Source organism: Marinobacterium zhoushanense (assembly GCF_014641945.1).
In the GTDB taxonomy this organism is placed as follows: domain Bacteria; phylum Pseudomonadota; class Gammaproteobacteria; order Pseudomonadales; family Balneatricaceae; genus Marinobacterium_D; species Marinobacterium_D zhoushanense.
Genome location: NZ_BMIJ01000005.1, coordinates 368,480 through 380,964, shown reverse-complemented (window position 1 = coordinate 380,964; position 12,485 = coordinate 368,480). Strand labels below are relative to the sequence as shown.

The window sequence follows — 12,485 nt, the reverse complement described above, 5'->3', positions numbered from 1 at the left end:
ACGGGCTCGATGATCGATAACACCCCGGGATACCGGTTGTTGCAACATCTGACGAACAGATGTCGGATCGCCGCTATCGGTCTCCTGTCCTTTGCGGCATATGGCACTTCCTGTACATAAAACAGGGGCCATACAGTGTATGGCCCCTGGTAACGCAGTCTTAGCGACGCAGACCCAGACGCCCGATCAGCTCGAGGTAACGGTCAGCATCTTTCTTCTTCAGGTAGTCCAGCAGCTTACGACGCTGGTTTACCATCCGAATCAGACCACGACGAGAGTGGTGGTCCTGCTTGTGTGCCTGGAAGTGGCCCTGCAGACCCTGGATGTTGGCGGTCAGCAGTGCAACCTGCACTTCCGGAGAACCGGTATCGCCTTCACCACGACCAAAATCAGCAACGATCTGCGCTTTCTGTTCAACGCTCAGAGACATTATTCTGCTCCTTATAATATGCACGCAGCGGACTGTATCCGCCGCTGGTTTCAAGACGCGCTGGACCGAGCATATTTTCAGTCCAGCGTCGATGCCCCGGCGTTCCGGAACAATTCACTCGGTCGGTGCCGTGCTCATCAGCCGTTTCGGCTTCAGCAACCCGTCATCCGACACCTCGCCGACACCGATAAAGGTTTCGCTGCCGGCGATAAACAGTCTGACCTGGCCACGCTGCTCGAATATTGCCGAGCAACCCTGACCGCACTGCAGCGCCCTTGCCTGATCCTCACTGAGCTCCAGTGCCGGTAGGCTGACCACTGCGGTCCAAGGCGGCAATAATACCTGATCCAGACGCGCTTGTATGCACTCCTGATCATCCCCCTCGCGGGGTTCTGCCAGAGCCTGTAAGCTGTCCAGCGTCATCATCATCGCTTCCCGGTAGGGACCGGTCTCGATCCGGCGCAACATGCTGACATGGGCGCCGCAGCCGAGCAGCATACCAAGGTCCTCGACGATGCTGCGGATGTAGGTGCCCTTGGAGCAGTACACCTCGAGATCCAGCTCATCCGCACGCAGATCGAGCAGTTTGATCTCGTGGATCCGCACCTGTCGCGGCTTGACCTCGACCTCGATCCCCTTGCGCGCCAGCTTGTACAGCGGCTGACCGTTGAGTTTGAGCGCCGAAAAGACTGAAGGCACCTGCTCGATTTCGCCACTGAAGTGCTGCTCGAGCAACGCCTCGATCTGTGACCGGGTCAGATCAGCCGGTACCGGCCTGGTTTCGACCACCTCGCCATCGGCATCGCTGCTGTCGGTGCGCACACCCAACTTGGCGGTGGTGCGATAACGCTTGTCCGAATCGAGCAGAAACTGCGAATACTTGGTCGCCTCGCCCAGGCAGATCGGCAACATACCGGTTGCCAGCGGATCGAGCGCGCCGGTATGCCCCGCCTTGGCCGCACCATAGAGCCGCTTGACTCTCTGCAGCGCGGCGTTGGAGGAGATACCGCCGGGCTTATCAAGCAAAAAAACGCCGTCTATGCGGCGTCCTTTTGGTTTGCGCGCCATGCCTAGTCCTCGCTGTCCGAGTCGTTCTGCGGGCGCGTTTTTTCCTGCTGGTAAGCGCTTTCGATCAGGCTGTGCAGGCGACGTCCGCGCTCCACGCTCTCATCGAAATGGAAACGCAGCTGCGGCATGATGCGCAGCTTGATGCCGCGGGCCAGCTCCGAACGCAGGAAACCGGCAGCGGAGTTGAGCACCTTAAGCGATGCCTTGATCGCCTCAGCCTCATCCTGTTCGCCGAACGGCATCACCGTGACATATACATCGGCATAGCCAAGGTCCTTGCTGACCTTGGCATGGCTGATGGTGACCATACCCAGGCGCGGATCTTTGATCTCGCGCTGGATCAGGACGGCCAGATCACGCTGGATCTGGTCCGCCACCCGGTCGGTACGTTTGAACTCTCGTGCCATACGGCTCTCTTTCCCACCTGCAGGTAAGGCTAATTACAGGGTGCGCTGGACTTCGACGGTGTCGTAGACCTCGATCTGGTCACCGACCTTGACGTCATTGTAGTTCTTGACGCCGATACCGCACTCCATACCCTGGCGCACTTCGGCTACTGCATCCTTGAAGCGGCGCAGAGACTCCAGTTCACCTTCATAGATCACCACGTTGTCACGCAGGACACGAATCCGCTTGTTGCGGTATACCGTACCCTCGATGACCATACAGCCGGCGATCGCACCGAGTTTCGGCGAGCGGAACACGTCGCGCACCTCGGCGATACCGACGATATCCTCGCGGTACTCCGGCGACAACAGACCCGACATCGCCTGCTTGACGTCGTCGATGATGTCGTAGATGACGCTGTAGTAACGCAGTTCCAGCTCTTCACGCTCGACGATGGCACGCGCCTGGGCATCGGCACGCACGTTGAAGCCGATCAGGATCGCGGAGGACGCCAGCGCCAGGTTGGCATCGGTCTCACCGATACCGCCCACACCACTGGAGACGATGGTGACCTTGACCTCGTCGGTGGAGAGATCCTGCAGCGCCTGGGACAGCGCCTCCAGAGAACCGCGCACATCGGCCTTCAAGACGATGTTCAGCGATTTGACCTCGCCAGCCTGCATGTTGGAGAACAGGTTCTCCAGCTTGGCTTTCTGCTGGCGCGCCAGTTTGATATCGCGGTATTTGCCCTGACGGAACAGTGCCACTTCGCGCGCTTTCTTCTCGCTGGAGACCACGGTGAACTCGTCACCGGCATCCGGCGTACCATCCAGGCCTTGAATCTCGACCGGTATGGCGGGACCCGCCGTTTCGATCTGCGAGCCGGACTCGTCCAGCATCGCCCGTACGCGACCGTAGTGCAGGCCGGCCAGCACGATATCGCCCTTCTTCAGGGTGCCGTTCTGCACCAGAATGGTGGATACGGGACCGCGTCCCTTGTCGAGACGGGACTCGACCACCACACCCTGCGCCGGCGCGTCAGGCACCGCCTTGAGCTCAAGCACTTCCGCCTGTAGCAATACCTTGTCGAGCAGGTCGTCGATACCGTCACCGGTTTTCGCCGAGACATGGGCAAACTGTACGTCGCCACCCCACTCTTCGGAGATAACATCGAGCTGGGACAGCTCGCTCTTGACCCGGTCGGGATCGGCTTCCGGCTTATCGATCTTGTTCACCGCCACGACCAGCGGCACGCCAGCCGCCTTGGCATGCTGAACCGCCTCTTCGGTCTGCGGCATGACACCGTCATCGGCGGCCACGACCAGGATCACGATATCGGTCAGCTGGGCACCACGAGCACGCATAGCAGTAAACGCTGCGTGTCCCGGGGTATCCAGGAAGGTGATCATGCCGTTGTCGGTTTCCACATGGTAGGCACCGATATGCTGGGTGATACCACCGGATTCTCCGGCCGCCACGCGGGTACGACGGATATGGTCAAGCAGTGAGGTCTTACCGTGGTCGACGTGGCCCATCACGGTTACCACCGGCGCACGCGGCTGCTCCTCGCCCTGCTGGGCCTGTACGCTCTCGATCAATGCATCCTCGATCGCGTTCTCCTGCATCGGCTTGGCCACATGACCCATCTCCTCGACCACGAGGATCGCGGTATCCTGATCGATCACCTGGTTGATGGTCGCCATGGCGCCCATCTTGAACATCACCTTGATCACTTCCGCGGCCTTGATCGACATCTTCTTGGCCAGCTCAGCTACGGTGATGCTCTCCGGGATACTGACCTCATGCACCACCGGCGCGGTCGGCTTCTCGAAGCCGTGTACGTTTGGCTGGGCACGGCCTCTGGAGCCTCGCTTACCCGCCTTGCCGCCACGACGCGCGCCACGCGAATCGTCGTCGAAGCCTCGCCCTTTGCCTTTGCGCGGCTGATCGTCGCTGGCAAAGTGCTTGCCCTTGCTACGCTCCTTATCCTTGCGTCGCGGACTCTCGTCACGCTTCGGCTCGGCAGGCGCTGGGGCAACCGCTGCAGGTTCTGCAACCGCAGGCTCCGGCTGAGCCGGCGCCGCGGCCTTGGCTTCGGCTACCACGTTCTCTACGCTCGCTGCCGCCACAGGTTCGGCTTCAGCAGCAACCTGTGCAGTTGCACGCTCAGCCTGTGCGGCGGGTTCCACCGGGGCTTCTACTGCAGCCGCAGCTTCTGCCGCCGCGTCGGCCTCAGCCGCTACGACCTCTTCGTCCTTCGGCTCTTCAAGCTCGGTGCGTTTAACGTAGGTGCGTTTCTTACGTACCTCGATGTTGACTGTTTTGCGCTTGCCCGAGGCACCGGCCACCTTCAACTGGGAAGTGGTCTTACGTTTCAGGGTGATCTTCTTCGGCTCACCCGACTCGGTTTCTTCACCGTGGCTGCGCTTTAGGTAGGTCAGCAGTGCCTGACGCTCGTGTTCAGACACCATCGAAACGTCGTTTTTGTCATCAATGCCCGCTTCCTGCATCTGCTTCAGCAAACGCTCAACGGATACACCAACCACATCGGCAAGTTGTTTAACCGTGACTTCTGCCATAAATGGTCTCTCCTCCTCCGTTGGGGGTTACTGTTGCTCTGCAAACCAGGGTGCGCGTGCGGTCATGATCAACTCAGCCGCCTTCGCTTCATTCATACCCTCGATCTCGAGCAGATCTTCAACGCCTTGTTCCGCCAGATCTTCCATCGTGACGATACCGGCAGCGGCCAGCTGATAGGCCAGGTGCTTGTCCATACCGTCCATGTTCAGCAGATCTTCGGCCGGCTCCGCCTCACCCAGCTGCTCCTCGCTGGCGATCGCCAGGTTCAACAGGGCATCTTTGGCACGGGCGCGCAGCGCGTCAACGATATCTTCGTCGAAGCCTTCTATCTCAAGCATCTCGTCGACCGGAACATAAGCAACCTCTTCCAGAGAGGTGAAGCCTTCATCGACCAGAATCTCGGCCAGTTCCTCATCCACATCCAGATGCTTCATGAACAGCTCAAGGATCGAACCGATCTCCGACTGCTGCTTGGCTGCGGCATCGGCCTCGCTCATCACATTGAGTTCCCAACCGGTCAGTTCCGAGGCCAGGCGTACGTTCTGGCCACTGCGACCGATCGCCATCGCCAGTGCGTCTTCCGCCACCGCGACATCCATGGAGTGGGTATCTTCGTCGATCACGATAGATGCCACTTCGGCCGGCGCCATGGCGTTGATGACCAACTGAGCCGGGTTATCGTCCCACAGCACGATATCAACGCGTTCGCCACCCAGTTCGTTGGACACCGCCTGGACACGTGAACCACGCATACCGACGCAGGCACCAATCGGGTCAATACGACCGTCGTTGGTCTTGACCGCGATCTTGGCACGCGCGCCGGGATCACGTGCGGCAGCACGGATCTCGATCACCTCTTCGGCAATCTCCGGCACTTCGATACGGAACAGCTCGATCAGCATCTCCGACGAGGTGCGGCTCAAAATCAGCTGAGGCCCGCGGCCCTCGGCACGCACCTCCTGCAGTACCGCACGTACGCGATCACCCATACGGAAGCTCTCACGCGGAATCAGAAACTCGCGCGGCAGCAGCGCCTCGGCGTTGTTGCCCAGGTCCACAATAATATTGTCGCGTGTCACCTTCTTGACGGTACCGGCAATCAGCTCGCCCTGGCGGTCGCGATACAGCTCCACCACCTTGGCGCGCTCGGCTTCGCGAACCTTCTGCACAATCACCTGCTTGGCGGTCTGCGCAGCGATACGCCCAAACTTCACCGACTCGACCTTCTCTTCCCAGGTATCACCGGGTTTCAGGTTCGGATCGATCTCAAGTGCCTCTTCCAGCGTCAGCTCGGTACCCAGTGCCGGCACCTCTTCATTGCTGACCACCAGCCAGCGACGGAAGGTTTCGTAGTCGCCGGTCGCCCGATCGATCACCACGCGGATATCCGCCTCTTCGTCGTAGCGTTTCTTGGTCGCCGTCGCCAGGGCCACTTCGATCGCTTCGAAGATTACCCCTTTGGACACGTCCTTCTCGTTAGAAACAGCTTCTGCAACCAGTAGAATCTCTTTGTTCATACCATTGCCTCGCCCAAAACCTCGAACCGTTGTTAAATCTGGGGGATCACGTTGGCGCGATCGATATAATCGATCGGCAGCAGATACTCTTCATCGTCAACGATCAACAGCACCTCGTCGCCTTCGACCCCATTCAATAAGCCTTTGAAGTTACGTCGCCCTTCGAACGGAACGCGCAACTTGATCTGCACTCTGTGGCCCCTATAAGCCTCAAACTGCTTCAATGTGTAGAGTGGGCGATCCATACCGGGCGAGGAGACCTCCAGCGTATACTGCTCGCTGATCGGATCTTCGACATCCAGAATGCCGCTCACCTGGTGACTCACTCGCGCACAATCATCAACGGTGACGCCATCAGGGCCATCGATATAGATGCGCAACAGACTTTTGTTCCCTGCCGAATGAAATTCGACGCCCCACAGCTCAAGCCCCAGACCAACGATGGCCGGCTCGAACAATTCTTGCAGATGTTTCAGCTTGGCTGACACTGACAACCCCACCTTGACCGGTACCTGAAACGAAAAATGGGTCGCTCGAGGACCCATTTCTGACGAGGCACCAACGCCTGTTGTTTAGCTACGAAAAAGCCCCTGAAAAGGGGCTCAATCTAAACCTCAATCGGAAAGCGCAAGATCATCATTCGATGATCTTCGCTCCGTGTTCGTGAAAGCGATTCTGACGAGCTATCAGCTCACTTTCTAAACGTGGTAGCGGGGGCTGGATTTGAACCAACGACCTTCGGGTTATGAGCCCGACGAGCTACCAGACTGCTCCACCCCGCATCAGAAACAGGTGCCGTATTATATACAGTACCTGTCGATTTTACAACTTGGTGCCCAAGGCCGGACTCGAACCGGCACGTCCTAGGGACACTACCCCCTCAAGATAGCGTGTCTACCAATTCCACCACTTGGGCTAAACTTTTTACTGCTGATTCGCGGCCGGTACGTCACTACCGCTCGGCACATCGCCATCAGCAGGCTGAGACTCTTCAAGCGCCGGCAGACTATCCTGACCCTGCGCTTCGGCGGCAGATTCAATCACTTCCACCGCCGGAATACCAGCATCATTTACACTCGATGCTTTCTGCTTGGCGTAAACCGCCAACGCAAAGCTTGTCACGAACAAACCTGCAGCCAACACCGCGGTCACCCGCCCGAGGAAGCTACTAGTACCGCGACTACCGAAGACGGTCTGGGAGGCCCCTCCACCGAAGGATGCACCTGCCTCTGCGCCCTTACCCTGTTGCAGCAATACCAGCGAGATGATCGCGATTGCCAGCAACACATGCACTATCAGAACCAGTGATTCCATCTTATCAACCGTCTCGACTGACCGCTGCCGCATGGCAGATAGCCAGGAAATCTTTTGCTTTCAACGACGCGCCACCAATCAGCCCGCCATCTATATCCTGCTGCGCGAACAGGGCAGCGGCATTATCCGCGTTTACACTGCCGCCGTACAGCACTCTCACCACATCCGCCACATTCTGACCCTGTTCGGCCAGCAAAACACGCAGATGAGCGTGAACCTCTTGCGCCTGCTCCGGAGTCGCCGTACGCCCGGTACCGATCGCCCAAACCGGCTCATAAGCCAGAACCAGCTGCACGATCTCGGACAGCTCCAAGCCTGCGACAGCGCTTCTGAACTGACCAGACACCACAGCCAGGGTTTCCCCGGCATCACGCTGCTCCAGCGACTCACCCAGACAGAGCACGGGGGTCAGACCAGCAGACAGTGCCGCCTTCACCTTCGCTGCGACTCGCTGTTCTCTATCGCCGAACATGGCGCGCCGTTCTGAGTGCCCTATGAGCACCGCGGAGCAACCGACATCCGCCAGCATTCCCGCAGACAGTTCACCGGTATAGGCGCCATCTCCGAATTCGCACAGGTTTTGCGCACCGACAGAGAGATCACTCTCTCGAACTGCGGCCTCTACCTGGGTAATGTAGATCGACGGTGGGAACACCATCACATCCACCCGCTCCGTCAGCGCCTGCTGTTCCAGGCCTGCCAGAACGGTGGTGACAAGCTCGTCATTTTGAGCGACGCGCCCGTTCATCTTCCAGTTTCCAGCTACCAGCGCCCTGCGCATCGGGACCCCCTTACGAAAGAGGCGCAAATCTTAACTGAGCGACTTTCAACTTACAAGCGCTGACAGAATATTTTCCACCTTTTCAGCAAGTTCCCGGCACACGGTATCGACCAGCGCCGCGTCCTCACCCTCGACCATAACCCGCACCACGGGTTCGGTACCCGAGGGCCGCAGCAGCACACGACCACTATCAGCCAGCCGCGCTTCCGCTGCCGCAACCGCCTTCTCCAGATCGGCATTCCCCGCCAGCGATACCCGCTGCGCCAGACGCACATTGATCATCACCTGCGGCAGTTTGCTCATCCCCTGCTTCAGCTCGCTCAACGATCTACCGCTATCCGCCATCGCCTTCAGCACCTGAACCGCAGACACGGTACCATCCCCCGTGGAGATCAGGTGCCGACACACCACATGCCCCGAGCTCTCACCGCCGAGCAGCCAGTTATGCTGCGCCAGTTGCTCCATGACGTAGCGATCGCCGACAGCCGCGCGTACAAAGGGGATATTCAACCGCTTGAACGCCTGTTCAAGACCGAAGTTGGACATCAGCGTGCCCACGACGCCACCCTCGAACACACCCTGCTCGCGCATCGCGTTGGCAATGATAAACAGGATCTCGTCACCATCGACCACCGCCCCGGTATGATCGACCAGAATCAGTCGATCGCCATCGCCATCCAGTGCTATGCCCAGATCAGCGCCTTCGGCGACAACGATTTTCTGCAAGGTTTTCGGCGAGGTCGCGCCGCAGCCTTCATTGATATTCAGTCCGTCCGGCGAGGACGCGATCTCGACCACTTCGGCCCCCAGCTCGGCGAACACCTTGGGCGAGACATGGTAGGTAGCGCCATTGGCGCAATCGATGACAATCTTCAGTCCGCGCAGATTGAGATTACCGCCACCGGTGGACTTGCAGAACTCGATGTAGCGCCCGGCCGCATCGTCGATACGACGCGCTTTACCCAACCTGTCCGACGAAGCCGTCGACATCTGCAGATCCATCTGCGCTTCGATCGCCTGCTCCACCTCATCGGGCAGTTTGGTGCCCTGTGCGGAGAAAAACTTGATACCGTTGTCGTCGAAAGGGTTATGCGAGGCGCTGATCACGATACCGGCACTCGCCCTGAAGGTGCGGGTCAGGTAGGCCACCGCAGGTGTCGGCATCGGCCCGGTCAGCAATACATCGACACCGGAGGCCGATAAACCGGCTTCCAGCGCGGACTCGAACATGTAACCGGAGATACGGGTATCCTTGCCGATCACGATTCGGCTCTGGCCGGAGCGCGCAAATACACAACCCGCTGCCCAGCCGAGCTTGATCATAAAATCGGGTGTAATCGGGAACTGTCCCACCCGTCCCCGGATACCGTCGGTACCAAAATAGCGTCTGCTCATACCTACTCCTGCTCACAACCGTTCAAAACGGCTTCGGTCATGCGTACCACGTCGACGGTAGCGGCAACATCATGGACGCGGATAATACGCCCGCCACGCTCCACCGCCAAGGCAGCGGTAGCCAGACTGCCGGCTAGGCGGTTATCGACTTCGCGCCCCAGCGCCTGCCCGATCATCGACTTGCGCGAGGTACCCACCAAAAGCGGCAGACCCAGCGCATTGAGCTCATCCATACGCCGCAACAGAGTCAGGTTGTGCTCCAGCGTTTTACCGAAACCGAATCCGGGATCGAGCACCAGCCGCTCGCGTGCAATGCCCGCCACCGCACAGCGCTCCACTTGCTGCTGCAGAAAATCTTTCACCTCAGCCAGAATATCCTGGTAACTGGGTGCCAGCTGCATCGTCGCCGGACTGGCACCCTGCATATGCATCAGGCACACCGGCAGGTCGGTCTGCGCCACCGCCTCAAGCGCCCCCTCACGCGCGAGAGCGCGAACGTCATTGATCAGCCCCGCGCCCGCAGCAGCCGCCTCGCGGATCACCTCCGGGGCACTGGTGTCCACCGATATCACCACGTCCAGCTCTGCGTTGATCCGCTCTATCACCGGTATCACCCGATCGAGCTCCTCCTGCACGCTGACCGGAGCCGCGCCGGGGCGCGTAGACTCGCCGCCCACATCGATCATACTGGCACCCTCAGACAACATCGCCGCAGCATGCACCAGAGCCTGCTCAACGGAGAGTTTGGAGGCTCGATACAGGTGCCCACCATCGGAGAAGGAATCGGGGGTTACGTTGAGGATCCCCATCACCTGGACCCTGCCCAGGTCCAGCGTGCGGGAAGCGCACTTCAATTGGGTCATCGCTTGCAGCTCCTGCCAATTGGCCGCGGTTACGGATAAACACAGAAGCCAGCGCTAAGCTGGCTTCCAAATCTGATTAGAGTATTGACTCACTTTGTCGCCGGACCTGACACAAGCGCCCGGCGCCACGGCCTTAGCTCGGCTTGGGACCTTCGGAATCGGAATCTTGCAGATCGTCGCCACCCGGTGTCCGATCCGTATCCGGCGCATCTCCCGAGGCATCATCAGCATCGGACTGAGCTGATGAACCGGTATCGCCCGGCTCATCCTTTGCCTGGCGCGCTTCTTCGATATCCCGCTCGGCGCGATCGGCCCGTTCCTGCGCCTCGACCCAGCCCTCCGGCGGCGACACTTCCTGGCGTTTCATCAACTGATCCAGCTGGGCGGAGCCGATGGTCTCATACTTCATCAGCGCCTCGGCCATGGCATCGAGAATATCCCGATTGTCGACCAGCAGCTGGTAGGCTGTCTTGTAACACTCATCGATGATGCGGCGCACCTCGGCATCGATACGCTGCTGGGTCTGTTCGGACATCGACTTCGCCGCCTGCCCCATACCGCGACCGAACGGATCGTCATCCTCATCCCCGTACAGCAGCGGCCCCAGCTCATCGCTCAGACCCCACTTGGTCACCATATTTCGGGCCAGCATCGTGGCCTTCTGAATATCGTTGGACGCCCCGGTGGTAACACCATCCTTACCCAGGGTCAGCTCTTCGGCGATACGACCGCCGTATAGCGAGCAGATTTGAGAGATGATCGTTTGACGGTTATGACTGTAGCGATCCTCCTCCGGCAGGAACATGGTAACACCCAGCGCCCGGCCTCGCGGAATGATTGACACCTTGTAAACCGGGTCATGATCCGGCATCAGACGGCCAACGATCGCATGCCCCGCTTCGTGGTTGGCGGTATTCAGGCGCTCCTTATAGGACATCACCATAGACTTGCGCTCGGCGCCCATCATGATCTTGTCCTTGGCTTTCTCGAACTGCTCCATGCTCACGGTGCGCCGGCTTTCACGCGCCGCAAACAGCGCCGCCTCATTGACCAGGTTGGCAAGGTCGGCGCCGGAGAAGCCCGGCGTACCGCGCGCAATCAGTTCGGGTTTGACATCATCACCCAGCGGCACCTTGCGCATGTGCACCTTGAGAATCTGTTCACGACCGCGGATATCGGGCAGACCGACATGGACCTGACGGTCGAATCGTCCCGGGCGCAGAAGCGCCTGGTCGAGCACGTCGGGACGGTTGGTCGCAGCGATGACGATGATCCCTTCGGTACCCTCGAAGCCATCCATCTCCACCAACAGCTGGTTCAACGTCTGTTCACGCTCGTCGTTACCGCCGCCCATACCGGCGCCACGGTGACGGCCGACCGCGTCGATCTCATCGATGAAGATGATACAGGGGGCATGCTTCTTCGCCTGCTCGAACATGTCACGCACACGCGAGGCACCGACACCGACAAACATCTCGACGAAATCGGAACCGGAAATACTGAAAAACGGCACCTTGGCCTCACCGGCAATCGCTTTGGCCAGCAGGGTCTTACCGGTACCCGGCGAACCGGCCATCAGCACGCCGCGGGGGATATGACCGCCCAGGCGCTGAAACTTGCCCGGATCACGCAGATAATCGACCAGTTCAGCCACTTCCTCCTTGGCCTCTTCGACACCGGCCACATCGTCAAAAGTGGTCTTAACCTGGTCCTCGCTCATCATGCGAGCCTTGGACTTGCCGAACGACATCGGACCGCCCTTGCCGCCGCCGCCGCCCTGCATCTGGCGCATGAAGAACATGAACACGGCGATAATCACCAGAATCGGGAAGGAGGCAACCAGCAGCTGGGTCCAGATGCTCTGACGCTCCGGCTGCTTACCCTCGATAACGACGTCGTGCTGGATCAGATCATCGATCAGCTTCGGATCTTCCGCTGCCGGGCGTATGGTTTCGAAGCGATCGCCATTGGTGCGCTGACCGACAATGGTGTAGCCATCGATCGTTACTTTGGCGACGCGATCCGCCTGCACCTCCGCAACAAAATCGGAGTAGGTAATGCGGCGGGAATCGGTCTCGGTGCTGAAGTTGTTGAACACGGTCAACAATACTGCCGCGATCACCAGCCAAAGCACCAGGTTTTTTGCCATA

At 59.4% G+C, this 12,485-nt stretch carries 11 protein-coding genes and 2 tRNA genes; all 13 read right to left on the bottom strand.

The features are described from left to right. Window positions 1-160: 160 nt before the first annotated feature. The 13 genes from rpsO to ftsH all read right to left on the bottom strand — a co-directional run bounded on the left by rpsO (window position 161) and on the right by ftsH (window position 12,484). Entirely contained in the window at window positions 161-430 is a 270-nt protein-coding gene (gene rpsO / locus IEX40_RS14050) for a 30S ribosomal protein S15 (RefSeq protein ID WP_188749319.1), read from the bottom strand. A 114-nt stretch (window positions 431-544) separates the two neighbouring features. Beyond that, complete coding sequence (gene truB, locus IEX40_RS14045) at window positions 545-1,498, bottom strand: tRNA pseudouridine(55) synthase TruB (RefSeq protein WP_188749317.1); 954 nt, start codon at window positions 1,496-1,498, stop codon at window positions 545-547. 2 nt (window positions 1,499-1,500) lie between these two features. Continuing rightward, a complete protein-coding gene (gene rbfA, locus IEX40_RS14040; protein WP_188749315.1) occupies window positions 1,501-1,905 on the bottom strand; it encodes a 30S ribosome-binding factor RbfA in 405 nt (134 codons plus the stop codon). A gap of 33 nt (window positions 1,906-1,938) precedes the next feature. Next, window positions 1,939-4,464, bottom strand: coding sequence for a translation initiation factor IF-2 (gene infB / locus IEX40_RS14035; protein ID WP_188749314.1), 2,526 nt, complete (start codon window positions 4,462-4,464; stop codon window positions 1,939-1,941). 27 nt (window positions 4,465-4,491) lie between these two features. Further along, the gene (gene nusA, locus IEX40_RS14030) at window positions 4,492-5,982 is read right to left on the bottom strand and encodes a transcription termination factor NusA (protein ID WP_188749312.1); all 1,491 of its coding nucleotides are present in this window, start codon (window positions 5,980-5,982) and stop codon (window positions 4,492-4,494) included. Between the two features lie 32 nt (window positions 5,983-6,014). Further along, the gene (rimP, locus tag IEX40_RS14025) at window positions 6,015-6,470 is read right to left on the bottom strand and encodes a ribosome maturation factor RimP (protein WP_188749310.1); all 456 of its coding nucleotides are present in this window, start codon (window positions 6,468-6,470) and stop codon (window positions 6,015-6,017) included. Window positions 6,471-6,687: 217 nt separating this feature from the next. Next, window positions 6,688-6,764, bottom strand: a tRNA-Met gene (locus IEX40_RS14020). Window positions 6,765-6,812: 48 nt separating this feature from the next. Then, a tRNA-Leu gene (locus tag IEX40_RS14015) sits at window positions 6,813-6,898 on the bottom strand. A gap of 8 nt (window positions 6,899-6,906) precedes the next feature. After that, window positions 6,907-7,296, bottom strand: coding sequence for a preprotein translocase subunit SecG (gene secG / locus IEX40_RS14010; RefSeq protein ID WP_188749309.1), 390 nt, complete (start codon window positions 7,294-7,296; stop codon window positions 6,907-6,909). Between the two features lie 4 nt (window positions 7,297-7,300). Beyond that, window positions 7,301-8,077: a triose-phosphate isomerase gene (tpiA, locus tag IEX40_RS14005; protein WP_188749308.1), complete on the bottom strand. Its 777-nt coding sequence runs from the start codon at window positions 8,075-8,077 to the stop codon at window positions 7,301-7,303. Between the two features lie 45 nt (window positions 8,078-8,122). Beyond that, a complete protein-coding gene (glmM, locus tag IEX40_RS14000; protein ID WP_188749307.1) occupies window positions 8,123-9,472 on the bottom strand; it encodes a phosphoglucosamine mutase in 1,350 nt (449 codons plus the stop codon). Window positions 9,473-9,474: 2 nt separating this feature from the next. Then, window positions 9,475-10,335, bottom strand: coding sequence for a dihydropteroate synthase (folP, locus tag IEX40_RS13995; protein ID WP_188749306.1), 861 nt, complete (start codon window positions 10,333-10,335; stop codon window positions 9,475-9,477). A gap of 133 nt (window positions 10,336-10,468) precedes the next feature. Beyond that, window positions 10,469-12,484, bottom strand: coding sequence for an ATP-dependent zinc metalloprotease FtsH (gene ftsH / locus IEX40_RS13990; protein WP_188749427.1), 2,016 nt, complete (start codon window positions 12,482-12,484; stop codon window positions 10,469-10,471). Window position 12,485 lies beyond the last annotated feature (1 nt).

Excerpts from the sequence above, each read along its gene's own strand:
- rpsO (WP_188749319.1), bottom strand. The coding sequence starts at position 430 with ATGTCTCTGAGCGTTGAACAGAAAGCGCAGATCGTTGCTGATTTTGGT.
- infB (WP_188749314.1), bottom strand. The coding sequence starts at position 4,464 with ATGGCAGAAGTCACGGTTAAACAACTTGCCGATGTGGTTGGTGTATCC.
- glmM (WP_188749307.1), bottom strand. The coding sequence starts at position 9,472 with ATGAGCAGACGCTATTTTGGTACCGACGGTATCCGGGGACGGGTGGGA.
- truB (WP_188749317.1), bottom strand. The coding sequence starts at position 1,498 with ATGGCGCGCAAACCAAAAGGACGCCGCATAGACGGCGTTTTTTTGCTT.
- nusA (WP_188749312.1), bottom strand. The coding sequence starts at position 5,982 with ATGAACAAAGAGATTCTACTGGTTGCAGAAGCTGTTTCTAACGAGAAG.
- ftsH (WP_188749427.1), bottom strand. The coding sequence starts at position 12,484 with ATGGCAAAAAACCTGGTGCTTTGGCTGGTGATCGCGGCAGTATTGTTG.
- tpiA (WP_188749308.1), bottom strand. The coding sequence starts at position 8,077 with ATGCGCAGGGCGCTGGTAGCTGGAAACTGGAAGATGAACGGGCGCGTC.
- secG (WP_188749309.1), bottom strand. The coding sequence starts at position 7,296 with ATGGAATCACTGGTTCTGATAGTGCATGTGTTGCTGGCAATCGCGATC.
- folP (WP_188749306.1), bottom strand. The coding sequence starts at position 10,335 with ATGACCCAATTGAAGTGCGCTTCCCGCACGCTGGACCTGGGCAGGGTC.
- rbfA (WP_188749315.1), bottom strand. The coding sequence starts at position 1,905 with ATGGCACGAGAGTTCAAACGTACCGACCGGGTGGCGGACCAGATCCAG.